The 16,973-nt window shown below is 66.3% G+C and carries 14 protein-coding genes; 6 read left to right on the top strand and 8 right to left on the bottom strand.

The annotated features are described in order from the left end of the window. The first annotated feature begins 136 nt into the window (after nucleotides 1-136). The 3 genes from mutL to OKA11_RS02395 all read left to right on the top strand — a co-directional run bounded on the left by mutL (nucleotide 137) and on the right by OKA11_RS02395 (nucleotide 3,613). A complete protein-coding gene (gene mutL, locus OKA11_RS02405; protein WP_267218659.1) occupies nucleotides 137-1,978 on the top strand; it encodes a DNA mismatch repair endonuclease MutL in 1,842 nt (613 codons plus the stop codon). A gap of 101 nt (nucleotides 1,979-2,079) precedes the next feature. Next, nucleotides 2,080-2,505: a hypothetical protein gene (locus tag OKA11_RS02400; RefSeq protein ID WP_267218658.1), complete on the top strand. Its 426-nt coding sequence runs from the start codon at nucleotides 2,080-2,082 to the stop codon at nucleotides 2,503-2,505. A gap of 76 nt (nucleotides 2,506-2,581) precedes the next feature. Further along, nucleotides 2,582-3,613, top strand: coding sequence for a DUF2167 domain-containing protein (locus tag OKA11_RS02395; protein WP_267218657.1), 1,032 nt, complete (start codon nucleotides 2,582-2,584; stop codon nucleotides 3,611-3,613). Between the two features lie 28 nt (nucleotides 3,614-3,641). On the opposite strand, the gene OKA11_RS02390 is transcribed toward OKA11_RS02395, so the two are convergent. From OKA11_RS02390 to OKA11_RS02360, 7 genes are all read right to left on the bottom strand, one after another. Then, complete coding sequence (locus OKA11_RS02390) at nucleotides 3,642-4,916, bottom strand: alkaline phosphatase family protein (protein ID WP_267218656.1); 1,275 nt, start codon at nucleotides 4,914-4,916, stop codon at nucleotides 3,642-3,644. Between the two features lie 196 nt (nucleotides 4,917-5,112). Beyond that, nucleotides 5,113-6,213, bottom strand: a complete 1,101-nt coding sequence (ychF, locus tag OKA11_RS02385; protein ID WP_267218655.1) for a redox-regulated ATPase YchF — start codon at nucleotides 6,211-6,213, stop codon at nucleotides 5,113-5,115. Between the two features lie 73 nt (nucleotides 6,214-6,286). Next, nucleotides 6,287-6,856, bottom strand: coding sequence for an aminoacyl-tRNA hydrolase (pth, locus tag OKA11_RS02380; protein WP_267218654.1), 570 nt, complete (start codon nucleotides 6,854-6,856; stop codon nucleotides 6,287-6,289). An 87-nt stretch (nucleotides 6,857-6,943) separates the two neighbouring features. Further along, nucleotides 6,944-7,555, bottom strand: coding sequence for a 50S ribosomal protein L25/general stress protein Ctc (locus OKA11_RS02375; protein ID WP_267218653.1), 612 nt, complete (start codon nucleotides 7,553-7,555; stop codon nucleotides 6,944-6,946). A 154-nt stretch (nucleotides 7,556-7,709) separates the two neighbouring features. Next, nucleotides 7,710-8,474: a metallophosphoesterase gene (locus tag OKA11_RS02370; protein ID WP_267218652.1), complete on the bottom strand. Its 765-nt coding sequence runs from the start codon at nucleotides 8,472-8,474 to the stop codon at nucleotides 7,710-7,712. 5 nt (nucleotides 8,475-8,479) lie between these two features. After that, the gene (locus OKA11_RS02365) at nucleotides 8,480-9,334 is read right to left on the bottom strand and encodes a TraB/GumN family protein (protein ID WP_267218651.1); all 855 of its coding nucleotides are present in this window, start codon (nucleotides 9,332-9,334) and stop codon (nucleotides 8,480-8,482) included. Nucleotides 9,335-9,341: 7 nt separating this feature from the next. Continuing rightward, a complete protein-coding gene (locus tag OKA11_RS02360) occupies nucleotides 9,342-10,235 on the bottom strand; it encodes a TraB/GumN family protein (RefSeq protein ID WP_267218650.1) in 894 nt (297 codons plus the stop codon). Between the two features lie 178 nt (nucleotides 10,236-10,413). Between OKA11_RS02360 and OKA11_RS02355 the strand changes: the two genes are divergently transcribed. The 3 genes from OKA11_RS02355 to ppdK all read left to right on the top strand — a co-directional run bounded on the left by OKA11_RS02355 (nucleotide 10,414) and on the right by ppdK (nucleotide 16,155). Further along, a complete protein-coding gene (locus OKA11_RS02355) occupies nucleotides 10,414-11,331 on the top strand; it encodes a glycine--tRNA ligase subunit alpha (protein ID WP_185928727.1) in 918 nt (305 codons plus the stop codon). Continuing rightward, nucleotides 11,328-13,412: a glycine--tRNA ligase subunit beta gene (gene glyS, locus OKA11_RS02350; RefSeq protein WP_267218649.1), complete on the top strand. Its 2,085-nt coding sequence runs from the start codon at nucleotides 11,328-11,330 to the stop codon at nucleotides 13,410-13,412. The genes OKA11_RS02355 and glyS overlap by 4 nt, the downstream gene beginning before the upstream one ends. Nucleotides 13,413-13,476: 64 nt before the next feature. Continuing rightward, nucleotides 13,477-16,155, top strand: a complete 2,679-nt coding sequence (gene ppdK / locus OKA11_RS02345) for a pyruvate, phosphate dikinase (RefSeq protein ID WP_267218647.1) — start codon at nucleotides 13,477-13,479, stop codon at nucleotides 16,153-16,155. Between the two features lie 32 nt (nucleotides 16,156-16,187). Here the strand turns inward: ppdK and OKA11_RS02340 are convergent, their stop codons facing one another. Next, complete coding sequence (locus OKA11_RS02340) at nucleotides 16,188-16,955, bottom strand: class I SAM-dependent methyltransferase (RefSeq protein ID WP_267218646.1); 768 nt, start codon at nucleotides 16,953-16,955, stop codon at nucleotides 16,188-16,190. Between the last annotated feature and the right edge of the window lie 18 nt (nucleotides 16,956-16,973).

Raw genomic sequence — 16,973 nt, 5'->3', positions numbered from 1 at the left:
CGAATTCCTCGCGCTTCGTCGCTAGGGATGGGAACAGTTCGTGAATGTGGCTTTCCCCCGGTAAAAGCCGCGATGACCAGCGCGCTTCCTGGCGCCACCCAGCCCCGCCGTCACGGGCCGAACCAGAGACCTGAAAATGCCGACAATCCGCCGTCTTCCCGAGCATCTCGTCAACCGCATCGCCGCGGGCGAAGTGGTCGAGCGGCCCGCGGCGGCGCTCAAGGAACTGGTCGAGAACGCCATCGACGCGGGATCGACCGAGATCACCGTGCGGCTCGCTTCGGGCGGTCTCGACCTCATCGAGGTGACCGACGACGGCTGCGGCATGCGCCCCGACGAGATCGCGCTGGCGTTGGAGCGCCATGCCACCTCGAAGCTGCCCGACGAGGCGATCGAACTGGTGACCACGCTGGGGTTTCGGGGCGAGGCGCTGCCCTCGATCGGATCGGTTGCCCGGCTGACCATCGAAAGTCGGCCGCACGATTCGGCCGAAGGCTGGAAGCGGGTGGTCGACCATGGCCAGGTCACCGTCGATTCGCCCGCCGCCCTGCCGCCGGGAACGCGCATCCGGGTCGAGGACCTGTTCGGCAAGGTGCCCGCCCGGCGCAAGTTCCTGCGCTCGGCCCGCTCCGAATATGCCGCCTGCCAGGATGTCGTGCGCCGCCTCGCGATGGCGCGGCCAGATCTTGGCTTCGTGCTGGAGCATGAGGGGCGCCGGGTGCTGGCGGTGCAGCCGCGCGAGGAACTGGCCTCGCGCGTCGCCCGCCTCGTTGCGCGCGAACTCGCCGACGACGGCGTGCTGATCGATGCCGAGCGCGGTGCGGCGCGGCTGACCGGGGTTGCCGGCCTGCCGACCTACAACCGCGGCGTTGCCGATCACCAGTACCTGTTCGTCAATGGACGCCCGGTGAAGGACCGCCTGCTGGTCGGCGCCGTGCGCGGCGCCTATGCGGACATGCTGGCGCGCGACCGGCACGCGGTGCTGGCGCTGTTTCTCGAACTTCCGCCCGAGGACGTCGACGTCAACGTCCATCCGGCCAAGACCGAAGTGCGGTTCCGCGACCCGGCGTTCATTCGCGGCTTCCTTGTCGGCGCCTTGCGCCATGCGCTCGAATCGGCGGGGCAGAAGAGCGCGCAGCCGCCGCAGGCCGCGGCGATGAACATGTGGCAGGTCGAGCCGCTGGCGCCGCGCGCGCCGGAACCCGCTCCGGCACTGGGCTCACTGTTTGCGCGGCAATATTCCCCCGGCCCCCAATATTCCTCCCCGGGCGCGCGTCCGGCCGACCCGCGCGTGGCCGAGGCCGGTGCGGCCTGGCGCTCCTACGAGGCGCAGGTCATGGCCGAACCGTCCGGGCGGGCCGAGATGGTGCCCGAAGAGCCGCAGGAGGAGATCGGCTACCCGCTGGGTGTCGCGCGCGGGCAGGTGGCGAGCACATATATCGTCGCCGAGGCGCAAGACGGCCTTGTCATCGTCGACCAGCATGCAGCGCACGAACGCCTGGTTCTCGAACGGCTGAAGGCCGCCGGGGCGGAAGATGCGATGGTGCGCAGTCAGGCGCTGCTCCTGCCCGAAGTGGTCGAACTGGAAGAAACCGCCTGCGACGCGCTGGAGGACAAGATCGCGGACCTTGCGAAGTTCGGCCTTGCGCTCGAACGCTTCGGGCCTTGCGCGATGCTGGTGCGGGCGGTTCCCTCGGTGCTGGGCAAGAGCAATGTCCATGCGCTGGTGCAGGACGTGGCCGACGATCTGGCCAAGAACGGCGATGCCCTGCTGCTGGGTGAAAAGCTCGATCTGGTGCTGGCGACGATGGCCTGTCACGGTTCGGTGCGGGCCGGGCGCGCCCTCTCGGTCGCCGAGATGAACGCGCTGCTGCGCGAAATGGAACGCACGCCGCGTTCGGGCCAATGCAACCATGGACGCCCTACGTGGGTTAAACTCGCACATCAGGATATCGAGAAGCTGTTCGGACGAAAATGATGCGATCTGCGGTACTTGCCTTGGCGGCTTTGGGTGTTCTCTCAGCTTGCGGCAGGGAGGATCCGGCCCGCCAGAGAGCCGAGGATGCCCATGACGTCGCCATGGTCGAGCGGATGAGCAAGGAGCCGTTCCGCCCGATCCTGCCAAGGCCGATCACCCGCATCGATGTCGAGCGTTACGGTCTCGACAAGCCGGGCTGCCGGTTCGTCAGGCAGGGCGAGGGCGACCCGATTTTCATCGGCAATGCCGAGGAGGGGTTCATGCGGATCGAGGGTGACCTCAAGCGTTACGCCGCCAAGCTGGAAAGCGCGCAATTACCCGGGAATGCGCGGTCAACGTATGTCGGTCTCTCGACATGGGTGGATCTGGTCAGCCTGCCGGACCGGGCCGGGGGATCGGATACCACCCACTGGCCTGCCCGGCTGATCCTGCACGATGCGCAGGAGCGCGTGGCTTTCCGCGCGGACGGCGAGATGCGCTGCCGGGGCGAGGCGGCATTGCCCGGCGAGGCGACCCCCGCCGGCTGACCGGCCAGACTACCCCCGCAAGCTTGACCCGTTCCGCCGCATCGGCATTATGTCCGGTCATTGAACGGGGGATTTCATGAAGTTACGGTTTCTTGGCGTCGCGGCGGCGGCGCTGATTGTTGCGGCCGGCGTGCCGGTCAGGGCGGCGGATGCCCCGGTGCAGCTTCCCGCAGCGGTTGTCACCGCCGCCAAGTCGCTGCAGCCCCGGCATGGCAAGATCGCCATCGCCGAGGCCCATGCCACGCTCGATCTGGGCGATGCCTACGATTTCTACGGCCCCGAAGACGCGCGCAAGATCCTGGTCGATATCTGGGGCAATCCGTCGCAATCGGCCGACCGGGTGCTGGGCATGGTCATGCCCGCCGGTGCCTCGCCGCTCAGCGATGCCTGGGGCGCGGTGGTGACCTATGAAGAGACCGGCTTCGTCAGCGACGACGATGCCGGTAAGGTCGACTATGCCGAATTGCTCACGCAGATGCGCGAGGGCGAGGACGAGAACAACGAGAAGCGCAAGGCCGAAGGCTATCCGGCGATGCATCTCGCCGGTTGGGCCGAGCAGCCGACCTATGACGCGGGCACGCATTCGGTCGTCTGGGCGCAGGATATCGCCGTGGGCGATGCGGCCAGCCATACGCTGAACTACGATGTCCGCACGCTGGGCCGGCGCGGGGTGCTGAGCCTCAACCTGGTCTCGTCGATGGACCAGCTTTCGGATGTGCGGCGGGCGGCCACGGCCTTTGCCGACCATGCCGCCTTCGATCAGGGCGCGCGCTATCAGGACTACGATTCGTCCACCGACAAGACCGCCGAATACGGCATCGGCGGCCTGATCGCGGCGGGTGTCGGCGTCGCGGCTGCCAAGAAGCTAGGCATCCTGGCGATCCTGCTCAAGTTCCTGAAGCCCCTCGCCGTGGCCGCGATCGCCGCGTTTGCGGTCCTGCGCAACAAGATCGCGGGCCTGTTCGGCCGCCGCAAGCGCGAGGAGGACGATCCTTCGTTCGGGGAGGAACAGCCGGTCGCCGCTCCGGCCGAAGAACCTGCCGCCGAAGAATCTGGCGATGAGGCTGTTCCGGCCGCGGCCGAGCGCGCGGAAACGCCGGTCGCCTGATGGCCGGTGCGACGGCGGAGCAGCGCTGCTACTTCGCCGTCAGCACGCTGCGGAACGGCGCATCGCTGCCGTCGCCATCCGGCGCCTGCGGCAGCCCGACAAGGTCGCGCAGCAAGGGGGCGACGTCGACATTGTCGAACGCCGGCAGTCTGCCGGAGGCCTTGAATGCCGGTCCCGCCGCCACGAACAGTGCAGCCATTTCCGGCGCGGCATTGTCGTAGCCGTGCGAGCCGCCGCTTCGGGCGGTTCCGGGCGTGGTCGCGGCGATTTCCCAACCGGTCTCGGCCAGGCAGAAGTAGGGCGCGATGCGGGCATTGGTGCCGTATCGAAGGCGCGCCGGAATGTCCTGCCGACGCCAGCACTGCATGTGCGGATGGGGCTTGAGCAGGATTGCCGCGAGCTTGCCGTCCTTGCCGCTGGTCGGCGTAATCGCCGCGAAGGGGCCGGCATCGCCCAGCTTGAACAGCTTCGGGCTGGCGAGCCGGTCGAGCGCGATCGTGCGTTCGCTCGACGTGGCGGCCATTCCATGGTCGGCGACGACCACGAGGTTGGCCGGTTGCCCAAGGGCGCGCAGGCCCTCGATCAGCAGGCCTATATCGCGGTCGGCATCGGCAATCGCGGCATTGGTCTGCTCGGCATCGGGGCCGTAACGGTGCCCGGCGGTGTCGACCTGATCGAAGTAGACCGTCACGAACTTCGGGCGGGAGGCGGCAGGGCGGCGCAGCCAGTCGATCACCGCCGAAACGCGCTGGCCGGGAGAAACCGCCGGGTTGAACTGCTGCCAGTCGGACGGACGCGTGCCGCCCTGATCCTCGCTCCACGACGACTTCACGCGGTGGCCGCCCCAGGCGACGTTCGACCCCGGCCAGAACATCGTGGCGGTGCGGATGCCCGCCTTTTCCGCCGTCACCCAGATCGGTTCGGCGCCGTTCCACCAGAAGGGATCGTCGCTCGCCATCGTGAAGACTTCGCCCGGACGCGCGGGGTCCTCGAAGCGGTTGGCGACGATGCCGTGATGGTCCGGCACCTTGCCGGTCACCAGCGTCCAGTGGTTGGGAAAAGTCTTGCTGGGGAACGAGGGGCGCATCGCCGCGCTGATCCCGCCTGCGGCCAGGGCGGCGAGATGAGGGGTGATGCCGCGGTCCAGATAGTCCGCCCGGAACCCGTCGATCGAGACGAGGATCGTTACCGGCGCGCGCGCTTCATCGGGTGCCGTGGCTGTCAGCGGCGATGGCTGGGCAGTGGCAGTGGCAGGGGCGGCGCTGGCGGCAAGAAGGGCCAGCGAAAGGGCAAATCGCTTCATGGGGGCTGCTTGGCGGGGGGACTTTGCAGATTTATGCCAGAAGGGCGCGGAAAGTGATTTTCCGCGCCCTTCAGATGGTTGGAGTCTGTCTGGAAATTCGCGGAAGCGGGCCGCTAACGCTAACGCTAACGCTAACGCTAACGCTAACGCTAACGCTAACCGGAATGCCCCGCAGGGCATTCCCCAAACAGGCTTTTTAGACGTTGAACTTGAAGTGCATGACGTCGCCGTCGTGCACCAGGTATTCCTTGCCTTCCTGACGCAGCTTGCCGGCTTCCTTGGCGCCGGTTTCGCCGCCGAGCGCGACGTAGTCGTCAAAGGCGATGGTCTCGGCGCGGATGAAGCCGCGCTGCATGTCCGAGTGGATCTCGCCGGCGGCTTCGGGGGCCTTGGCGCCCTTGTGCACGGTCCAGGCGCGGGCTTCCTTGGGGCCGACGGTGAAGAAGGTCAGCAGGCCGAGCAGGTCGTAGCCGGCGCGGATGATGCGGGCGAGGCCGGTTTCGTGGAGGCCCATTTCCTCAAGGAACACCATGCGCTCCTCGATCTCCATGCCGACCAGTTCCGATTCGATGGCGGCCGACACGATGACGGCGGTGGCGCCTTCGGCCTTGGCCTTCTCGAACACCCGGGCCGAGAATTCGTTACCCTCGGCGGCAGCTTCTTCCTCGACGTTGCAGACGTAGAGCACCGGCTTGGCGGTCAGCAGCTGGGCCTGGGCGAAGACGCGGGCTTCATCCTCGTCCTTGGGCTGGGTCAGGCGCGCGGGCTTGCCGTCGCGCAGCAGTTCCAGCGTCTGGCCGAGGACCGAAGCGATGATCTTCGATTCCTTGTCGCCCTGGGCGGCCTTCTTTTGCGCCGCGGGGACGCGCTTTTCGAGGCTTTCGAGGTCGGAGAGCAGCAGTTCGGTCTCGACCGTCTCGGCATCGGCGATGGGGTCGACCTTGTTGTCGACGTGCTGGATGTCGTCGTTCTCGAAGCAGCGCAGCACGTGGACGACGGCGTCCACCTCGCGGATGTTGCCGAGGAACTGGTTGCCGAGGCCTTCACCCTTCGACGCGCCGCGCACGAGGCCGGCGATGTCGACGAAGGAGAGCTGGGTCGGGATGATCTTGGCCGAACCGGCGATCTCGGCCAGCTTGTCGAGGCGCGGATCGGGCACGCCGACCTGGCCGACGTTGGGCTCGATCGTGCAGAACGGATAGTTGGCCGCCTGCGCCGCCTGCGTCTCGGTGAGCGCATTGAACAAGGTCGACTTGCCGACATTCGGCAGGCCCACGATTCCGCAACGGAAACCCATGTGTAACTCCGGGAAGAAATGATTGGCCGCGCCTTAGCGTCAGTCGCGGGAAATGGCCAGCCAGCTTGCAGGCTCAGTCCTGCTGGCGCAGCGCGACATCGTTCATGAAGCGCACGTCATCGCCGGCGGAAAGGCGGTCGGCTTCGGCGGCAACGGCGCCCAGCATGCCGGCCAGCGGGTCCATCTCGGCCTTGGCATAGTTGCCCAGCACATAGCCGTGGACGCGGTCCTTGTGGCCGGGGTGGCCGATGCCGAGGCGGATGCGGCGGAAATCCGGGCCAAGGTGCTGGTCGATCGAGCGCAGGCCGTTGTGGCCGGCATGGCCGCCGCCCTGCTTCACCTTGACCTTGAAGGGCGCGAGGTCGAGCTCGTCGTGGAACACGGTGAGATCCGTGATCGCCAGCTTGTAGAAGCGCATGGCCTCGCCGACGGCGCGGCCGCTCTCGTTCATGAAGGTGGCGGGCTTGAGCAGCAGCACTTTCTCGGTGCCGATGCGGCCTTCCTGCAGCCAGCCCTGGAACTTCTTCTGGACCGGGCCGAAACGGTGGATTTCGGCAATCGCATCGACCGCCATGAAGCCGACGTTGTGGCGGTTCATCGCATATTGCGGTCCGGGATTACCGAGGCCGACCCAAAGCTGCATGATTTCACTGATCCCGAATAAGCGAAAGGCCCCTTCCGCGCGCCGGGCATGCCGGGGCGGAAGGGGCCAATCTCTAGGACTGTCCGATTACTCGGCGTCAGTCTTGGTCGTGTCGCCTTCCGAGCTCTTCAGAGCCGAAGGGGCAGCGATCGTCGCGATGGTGAAATCGCGGTCGGTGATCGCCGAAGCAACGCCCGAAGGCAGCTTCACGTGGTGGATGTGGATCGATTCGCCCACATCGAAGCCGGTCACGTCGATGGTGATCTCGTGCGGGATCTTGTCGGCATCGCAGACCAGTTCAAGGTCGTGACGCACGACGTTCAGCACGCCGCCGCGCTTGAGGCCCGGCGAAGCGTCTTCGTTGGCGAACACGACGGGCACGTTCACGTGCACGGTCGCGTTGGCGCCAAGGCGCAGGAAGTCGACGTGGAGCGGACGGTCGGTGACCGGGTGGAAGGCAACGTCCTTGGGCTGCGTGCGCAGCTTCTTGCCGCCAACTTCGACTTCGATGATCGAGTTGAAGAAGTGGCCGGTCATGAGCTGACGGGTCAGCTCCTTTTCCTCGACGTGGATCGCGATGGGTTCTTCGTTGCCACCGTAGACGACGGCGGGAACGCGGCCATCACGACGCAGCGCACGGGAGGCTCCCTTGCCAGCCCGTTCACGCGTCTCGGCCGGCAGGTTAAGCGTATCGCTCATGGGACTTGCCTTTCAAAACTGGATATAGATCGGCAGCGGATCGCTCATCGACCCGCGCCGTTCCCGCCACGCCTCCAGGGATGACCATGACGGGAAGCGCGCGCCCTTAATGCGAATTCGGCGGAAATGCAAGCGGAGCGGGCCCGCACTGCGCTCATGGCGCCTTGAGCGGACGCGTAGGCGGGCAGTGGATGCGCCGGGCCGGAACCGAGACCAGCTCCAGTTCGGGATAGCGCAGTGCCGTCAGCTTGCCGCCGAAGACACAGCCGGTGTCGATGCAGATCGTCCGTCCCGCCCATTCGGCCTCGCTTACCGGCGTGTGTCCGTAGACGACCATGGCCTTGCCTGCGTAACCCGCGGCCCAGTCACCGCGAACGGGCAGGCCGAATTCGTCGATCTCGCCGGTCGCCGCGCCATACATGCAAAAGGCGCGGACGGATTTGCCGGTACGGCCGAGCAGGCTTTCCTTGAAGCCGGCATGGGCCACGATCAGCTTGCCGTCGTCGAGCACGTGGTGGCTGGGCAGGGTGCCGAGCCATGCCTGCATCCCGGCCAGGAACGCCGGCGGCTCTTCGCGAAGTTGTTCGATTGTCTCTGCAAGGCCATGGGAAATAGTGACATTCCGTCCCGCAAGGTACCGCATGAGCTTGTCGTCATGGTTCCCCACGACTGCAAGGGCGTGGCCGTTCTCGACCATGTGGCGGGCGATGCGCAGGGTGTCCGGTGAGCGCGGTCCGCGGTCGACCAGATCGCCGAGAAACACCGCTCGGCGGCCGGATGGCGGCGTGACCGTCACGGTCTTGCCGTTCCATTGCGTCCGGTAGCTGAGGTCGTCCAGCAGCTGTTCGAGTTCGTCGGCGCAGCCGTGCACGTCGCCGACGATGTCGAACGGTCCGCTGTCGGAGGTGCTGTCGTTCATGGTCATCACTCGACCCGCGTGACCTTGTAGCCGTTCGCCGCGAGCAGGGCGGGCAGGCCTTCCGGTCCGGCCATGTGTGCCGCGCCGACGGCGACGAAAGGCCGGTGGCCTTGCCTCATGGCGGCGGCGATCCTGCTCGTCCAGTCGCGGTTGCGGCCGGTGAAGAGGACCGCGCGCAGTTGCGGGTCGGTGAGCATGCCGCGGCGGGTTTCCCGTTCGATCGCGGTCATGTCGCCCTTGCGCCAGCTTTCCACAAGGCGGCTGTCGTCGTCGCCCTGCTGGTCGGTCACGACGGCGGTGAGCAGATCGCGCTGGTCGGCTTCGGCAAGGCAGTCGAACAGGCCGAGTTGGCGTTCGGCGCCTTCGAGTTCGACGACCGGTTTGTCGCCTGCCTGCGCCATCACGGCCCGGTCCACGCCATTGCGGCTGTCATCGTCGCTGGCGCCGATCCGGGCGAGGGTGAGGGCGGCGGCCCAGGTGTCCATCTGCGCGAAGTCGCCGTCGCTATAGCCGCCGCGCTTCAGCAGGGCCGCGAGGGCGGGGCGGTATTTCACGGAAATTCGTTGTGAAAGAATTGGTTGTCTATCACTCTTGGCAAGTCGCGCGAACGTGGCGGCCACCGCCTTCTCGTCGGCGAGGTTGCTCACCTCCACCATCACGCTGTCGGCGGCGGCCAGTGCCCCGCGCACCTTGGCGGTGTCCCATGCGAGCGGGCGTTTGACGCTGTGGATCGTGCCGAACAGCCAGGCCTGCTGGCCGCTGGCGCCTTCGACATGCCAGAGCGCGGGATTTGCCGGCTCGGGCGACTGCGAGCAGGCGGCAAGCAAGGTGCTCGCAACGAGTCCAAGAATGCGTCGCATCGTGTTGTTACTGAACCCGTTTTGCCTTTATTCCGACTTTTGCGAGCTGGTCTTGTACACTGCCTTCACCGGCAAGGTGCCCTGCGCCCACGGCGACGAAGACCGTGCCCGGCTCGGCCATGCGGGCCTGCAGCCACTGGGCCCATGCCTTGTTGCGGTTGGTGATGAAGGCCGCGCGCATGGCCTCGTCCGACTCGTCCTCGTTGAGCAGGCTGGCAAGTTCGTCGGCGCGGCCGGTCTTCCAGGCGGTGACCACTTTGGCGACGTCCTCGCGCAAGGTCGGCAACTGCTCCAGCACTTCGCCAAGGTAGCGGTTCTGGCTTTCGAGCGGCATGCCGTCGAACAGTTCGATTTGGTACTCCGGCGTTTCCAGTGCCTTGCGGGCCTTGTGCTTTTCGGCCGCGCGGGCCTCGATCAGCGTCTCGACGCCGTTGGCCTTGTCGTAGCCGGCGGCCTTGAGCGGCAGCAGGGACAGCAGCAGTCCGGCATACCATGGCTCGAAACGGTCGAAGGCTTCGGCCGGGATGCCCATGCCGGCCAGGGCCTTCTCGAAGGCCGCGCGCTCTTGCGCAGGAAGGCTGGCGCGCAGGGTCGTGCCGTCGCTGCGCAGGCCCTTTTCGATGAAGAGCTGCTGCAGCGATTCGGCGGAGCCGATCTCGGTTTCGGTGACCAGCAGGTCGGACGAATCGAAGGCCTTCTTCACGGGCCCTGCGAACCAGTGGGTATCTTCCGGCAGGATGTGGATCGTGCCGAAGAGGTAGATCGTGGTGTCCTTGTCCGCGATCTTCCACATGGCGGGGCGTGCGGGCGCCTCCTCCCGCGCCAGCGACGGCGTGGCGGCAAGAAGGCCAAGGGTGGCGGCTGCGGCAAGACGGACGTGGGATTTACGGAAGAATTTCATCGCCATTCCATGAAACGGTACAGGCAAACGTCCGATTAACGGCGCCTCGGGGCTTGCCTTAGCGGCATCGATTGCTCCGGGGTAGCGCTCTGTGTCACGATCACGTCGTTCAGCGCGGTTGATTTGCCGGTGTCGATCCGCCAAAGGCCGGCTGTTCAAGAGTTTTGACGGGATTTCGATGTCGACCGCCGTGCCATCCGCAGAAAGGCAGCCGCTCAGCTTTCAGGACATGATCCTGACGCTCCATGATTTCTGGAGCAAGCAGGGCTGCCTCATTCTCCAGCCTTACGACATGCGCATGGGGGCGGGTACGTTCCACCCCGCGACCACGCTGCGTGCGCTCGGCCCCGAACCGTGGAAGGCGGCCTATGTCCAGCCTTCGCGCCGTCCGACCGACGGTCGTTACGGCGAGAACCCGAACCGCCTCCAGCACTATTACCAGTATCAGGTGATCCTGAAGCCGAACCCCGAGAACCTCCAGGAGCTTTACCTGCAGAGCCTCGCGGCGATCGGCGTCGATCCGCTGGCGCATGACATCCGCTTCGTCGAGGACGACTGGGAAAGCCCGACGCTGGGCGCCTGGGGGCTGGGCTGGGAAGTCTGGTGCGACGGCATGGAAGTGACGCAGTTCACCTATTTCCAGCAGGTCGGCGGTTATGACTGCAAGCCGGTTGCCGGCGAGCTGACTTACGGCCTCGAACGCCTGGCGATGTATATCCAGGGCGTGGACTGGGTCTACGACCTCAAGTTCAACAACGAAGGCGTGACCTACGGCGACGTCTTCCTCGCCAACGAACAGCAGCAGTCGAAGTACAACTTCGAGATCGCCGACACCGACGCCCTGTTTGCCGGTTTCAAGGCTGCCGAGGCCGAGTGCATGCGCTGCATCGAGGCGGAAATCCCGCTCGCCGCCTATGACCAGGCGATCGAGGCCTCGCACCTCTTCAACCTGCTGCAGGCGCGCGGCGTGATCTCCGTGCAGGAGCGCGCCAGCTACATCGGCCGCGTGCGCGAACTCGCCAAGGGTTCGTGCAAGGCCTGGATCGACAAGAACAAGGACCAGTGGGAAGCCAAGTTCCCGGGGTGGAGCGCATGACCGATTTCCTTCTCGAACTGCGCTCGGAAGAAATCCCCGCGCGCATGCAGGCTGGCGCCCGTGCCGACCTTGAAAAGCTGTTCCGCAAGGAAATGGAAGCGGCCGGCGTTGCCGTGGGTGACGTCACCGTCTGGTCGACCCCGCGCCGCCTTGCGCTGATTGCCCATGGTCTGCCGCTGGCGACCGAAGCTGTCCATGAGGAAACCAAGGGCCCCGCCACCAGCGCGCCCGAGCAGGCGCTTGAAGGCTTCCTGCGCAAGACCGGCCTTTCCAAAGACCAGCTCGAAGTCCGCGACCTCAAGGGCAAGGACACGTATTTCGCGGTCGTCGAAAAGCCCGGCCGCGCCGTGAAGGACGTGCTGGCAGAGGCGATCCCCGCCATTGTCCGCGCGTTCCCCTGGCCCAAGTCGCAGCGCTGGGGCGCGGCTTCGCTCTCCACCGAATCGCTGCGCTGGGTGCGCCCGCTCTCGGGTATCGTCTCCATCCTTGGCGAAGATCTGGTCGCGTGCGAGGTTGGCGGGATTGCTTCGGGCTACGTGACCAAGGGGCACCGCTTCCACGCCCCCGGCGAGATCACCATCGGCGGCGCGCATGACTATGCGGACAAGCTCCGCCTTGCCCATGTCCTCGTGAACCATGAGGAACGGCAGGACATCGTGCGCACCAAGGCGCGCGAGGCGGCGTCCGCTGCCGGTATGGTGCTGGTCGAGGACGAGGGGCTTGTCGTCGAGAACGCCGGCCTCACCGAATGGCCGGTGCCGCTGCTCGGCCGGTTCGAGGAAGACTTCCTGGAAGTTCCGCCCGAAACCATCCAGCTTACGGCGCGCGTGAACCAGAAGTACTTCGTTTGTGAGGACGCTTCGGGTGCGCTCGCCAATGCCTTCGTCTGCACCGCGAACATCGTCGCGACCGATGGCGGTGTCGCCATTGTCGACGGCAACCGCAAGGTCCTGGCCGCGCGCCTGTCCGACGCGCGGTTCTTCTGGCAGCAGGATCGCAAGACCCCGCTTTCGGTACACGCCGAAAAGCTGGCGCGCATCACCTTCCACGAGAAGCTGGGCACCGTTGCCGACAAGGTCGAGCGCGTTGCGAAGCTTGCCGAATGGCTGGCGAGCGAAGGTGTGGTGCCGAACTGCGATCCGGCGCTGGCGCGTCAGGCGGCGGAACTGTCCAAGGCCGATCTCGTTACCGAGATGGTTGGTGAATTTCCGGAACTTCAAGGGCTTATGGGCGGTTATTACGCCCGCGCCGAAGGTCTGCCCGATGCCGTGGCCGATGCCATCCGCGACCACTACAAGCCGGTCGGGCAGGGCGATGAAGTCCCCACCGCCCCGGTGACGGTGGCCGTGGCGCTGGCGGACAAGCTGGATACGCTGCGCAGCTTCTTCGCGATCGACGAGAAGCCAACCGGCTCGAAGGACCCCTTCGCGCTGCGCCGTGCGGCGCTGGGTATCATTCGCCTGATTACCGACAACACCTTGCGCTTCGGTGTGGCCGAGGGCGATCTGCTCGACTTCTTCGTGGACCGCCTGAAGGTCCAGCAGAAGGAAGCGGGCGTGCGCCACGACCTGATCGACGCGGTGATCGCGCTGGGCGGCGAGGACGATCTCGTGCGCCTGCTCGCCCGCGTCCATGCGCTGCAGGCCTTCGTGCAGACCGATGACGGCGTGAACCTGCTTGCGGGTTACAAGCGCGCGGCGAATATCCTCAAGAAGGAAGACTTCTCCGTCGCCATTGCCCGCACCGGCGACGAGGATCCGCTCGAGAACGTCGACGATCCCGACATGAAGGACGTCTACGCCGCGCGCGGTTCGCTGCCTTATGCGGCCGAGCCTGCCGAGCAGGCGCTGCTCGATGCCGTGGCGGCGGCGGAACCGCAGGCCGCCAAGGCGGTCGAGGGTGAGGACTTCGCGGCGGCCATGACCGCGCTGGCCACGCTGCGGGCGCCGATCGACGCCTTCTTCGAAGGCGTCACGGTCAACGACGCCGATCCGGTCAAGCGCCGTTCGCGCCTCGCCTTGCTTGATCGCTTCCGCAGTGCAGTGCACAACGTGGCGGACTTCTCGAAGATCGAAGGATAAGGGTCTCTTCCCCCGACGGTTCTCGAAGGAGCATACGAACCAGGACAGGAAAGTCGGGGGATAGATGAACAGGCAGGTCTACACGTTCGGCGGCAACGCGGGGAACGATGTCAGGAATGACGATCCTCGCGGGCGCGACAAGGTCGTGGTTGGCGGCAAGGGCGCGAACCTTGCCGAAATGGCCGGCATCGGCCTGCCTGTTCCTCCCGGTTTCACCATTACCACCGAAGAATGCGTGAAGTACCTCGCCGAAGGCGGGGACTTCTCGGATGCGCTGCGCGCCGATGTTGCCGAGGCGCTGACGCATATCGAGAAGACCGTCGGCAAGGCTTTCGGCGATGCCGCCGACCCGCTGCTGGTCTCGGTCCGTTCGGGCGCGCGGGTGTCGATGCCGGGCATGATGGACACGGTCCTCAACCTCGGGCTCAACGATGCCACGGTCGAGGGGCTGACGCAGACGTCGGGTGACGAGCGTTTCGCCTGGGACAGCTATCGCCGCTTCATCCAGATGTATTCCGATGTGGTTCTCGGCCTCGATCATGGGCGTTTCGAGGAAGCGCTGGAGATCGCCAAGGAAGACAACGGCTACATGAACGACGTCGAGATGACGGCGTCGAACTGGAAGGCCGTGGTCAGGGAATACAAGGGCATCGTCGAGGAGCAACTCGGCCGCCCGTTCCCGCAGGACGTGCAAGAGCAGCTCTGGGGCGCGATCCGGGCGGTGTTCGATTCGTGGGATTCCGACCGCGCCAGGGTCTATCGCCGCCTCAACGACATTCCCGGTGACTGGGGCACGGCAGTCAACGTCCAGGCCATGGTCTTCGGCAACATGGGCGATACCTCGGCCACCGGCGTCGCCTTCACCCGCGACCCGGCGACCGGCGAAAAGGCCTATTACGGCGAGTGGCTGGTCAATGCGCAGGGCGAGGACGTCGTCGCCGGAATCCGTACGCCGCAGTATCTCACGAAGGCTGCGCGCGAGCGCGCCCGGGCCAAGCCGCTGTCGATGGAAGAGGCGATGCCCGAGGCCTACACCGAGCTTGCCGCGGTGTTCGAGCTGCTCGAAAAGCACTACCGCGACATGCAGGACATCGAGTTCACCGTCGAGCGCGGCAAGCTCTGGATGCTGCAGACCCGTTCGGGCAAGCGTACCGCCAAGGCGGCGCTCAAGATGGCGGTCGAGATGGTGGACGAGGGGCTGATCGACGAGGCGACTGCGATCGTGCGTGTCGATCCGATGGCGCTCGATCAGCTTCTGCACCCCACGCTCGATCCCAAGGCGCCGCGCGACATTCTCGGCAAGGGGCTTCCCGCATCGCCGGGGGCGGCTTCGGGGGCTATCGTGCTCGATGCCGACACCGCCGAAAAGCGCGCGGAAATGGGCGAGGCGGTCGTGCTTGTCCGGGTCGAGACCAGTCCTGAGGACATTCACGGCATGCATGCCGCCAGGGGCATCCTGACGGCGCGTGGCGGCATGACCAGCCATGCCGCCGTGGTGGCGCGGGGCATGGGCCGGCCTTGTGTCTCAGGCGCCTCGGGCCTGTCGATCGACATGAAGAGCCGCACCTTGCGCATGGGCAACCGGGCCCTGAAGGAAGGTGACGTCATTACGCTCGATGGGGCCACCGGTGACATCATGGCCGGAGAAGTGCCGACGATCGAGCCGGAACTGGCGGGCGATTTCGCCACGCTGATGGTCTGGGCCGACAAGCACCGCCGCATGAAAGTGCGCACCAATGCCGAAACCCCGGCGGATTGCCGGATGGCGCGCCAGTTCGGCGCCGAGGGTATCGGCCTGTGCCGGACCGAGCACATGTTCTTCGACGCGGGTCGCATATCGGCCGTGCGCCAGATGATCCTTGCCGAAGACGAAGGCGGCCGCCGCGCGGCGCTGACCAAGTTGCTGCCCGAACAGCGGGCCGATTTCATCGGGATCTTCGAGGTCATGGCGGGACTTCCGGTAACCATCCGCCTGCTTGACCCGCCGTTGCACGAGTTCCTGCCGCACGGCGACGGCGAGTTTGCGGAGCTTTCGGACGCGATCGGCATCGGTGTCGAGACGCTCAAGCGCCGTGCCGAGGAACTGCACGAATTCAACCCGATGCTGGGGCATCGTGGGTGCCGCCTGGGCATCACCTTCCCCGAAATCTACGAAATGCAGGCTCGCGCCATCTTCGAGGCGGCCTGCGACGTGGCCGCTGCATCGGGCGAGGCGATCGTGCCGGAAGTGATGATTCCGCTGGTCGCCACCCGGCGCGAGTTACAGATCCTCAAGAAGGTGGTCGACGAGACTGCCGTCAGGGTCTTTGCCGAAAAGGGGCACGTGCTCGATTACATGGTCGGCACCATGATCGAACTGCCGCGCGCGGCGCTGATGGCGGGCGAGATTGCCGAGGAGGCGCGGTTCTTCTCGTTCGGTACCAACGATCTCACGCAGACGACACTGGGCGTTTCACGCGATGATGCGGCGCGTTTCCTCAGCCCTTATGTCGAGAAGGGCATCTACCCGCGCGATCCCTTCGTCAGCCTCGATATCGAGGGTGTCGGCCAGCTTGTGCAGATGGGAGCCGAGCGTGGGCGCGCGGTCCGCTGCGATCTCAAGCTGGGCATTTGCGGTGAGCATGGCGGTGACCCGGCCTCGATCGCGTTCTGCGAGAAGGTGGGGCTCGATTACGTCAGCGCCTCGCCCTACCGGGTTCCCATCGCGCGCCTCGCAGCAGCGCAGGCGGCACTGGCGAAATAAGCGAAGGCAGGAGTGATGCTCCTGCCTTTTTCTTATTTTTTCCAGCCTGATAGGGTCAGGATCTCGAAAGTTTCGACGGTCTTTCCGTTGACTCCGGCGAGCTCGAACGCGGCCTTGGCACGCGCCAGCGCGGCCTTGCCGAGCGGCGGGCCCGGATCAGCCAGCACACTCGAATGAGCCTGGGCTCGCAAGTCGCCGATCAGGCGCTCGAAGCTGCGGAACGAGACCTGGAGCGGGCGCTGGTCGATCACCGGGTCGGCATAGAGCGTGCGCTGGAGGAGTTGCCCGCCCGCCCGCACGTCCACCATCGGATGGATGCGGGCGGCGGGGCGATCGGCGTCGGCGGCCAGCATGATCTCGCGCAGGCGCGGCAGGCTTCCCGAGGACAGGAAGCTGGCGATCAGCATGCCGCCCGGGGCCAGCGCCCGGCGGGCGTGGATCAGCGCGCCAGGCAGGTCGTTGACGGTATCCAGCGTGCCGAGGCTGGCGATGAGGTCGAAGCCGTCGAAGGGGTAGGGCGCCTCCTCGTCGAACCCGGAGGCGGGTTCCGCCTCGACCACCTCGACGCCGCGCAGTCGCAGGCCCCGGGCGAGCGAGCCGGTCCAGTCGCCGATCACCAGCGCGCGCCGCGGTTCGAAGCGCAGGAACGAGAGGCGTTCCTCGACATCCTCGATCATGTCGTCGAGCAGGTAGTGCGGCGCGTCGGGCAGGCGTTGCAGCGCCTCGGCGCGGCGGCGGGCGGCGATGCGGCGGGGGCGGGCGAAGATACGCGGCGGGGCGGGGGGAGTGCTTTCGGCCATCGCTTGGCTCCCTGCCGC

Origin of the sequence: Novosphingobium clariflavum (assembly GCF_026420865.1) — a bacterium.
GTDB lineage: Bacteria > Pseudomonadota > Alphaproteobacteria > Sphingomonadales > Sphingomonadaceae > Novosphingobium > Novosphingobium clariflavum.
This window is presented reverse-complemented; position numbering and strand designations above follow the sequence as displayed.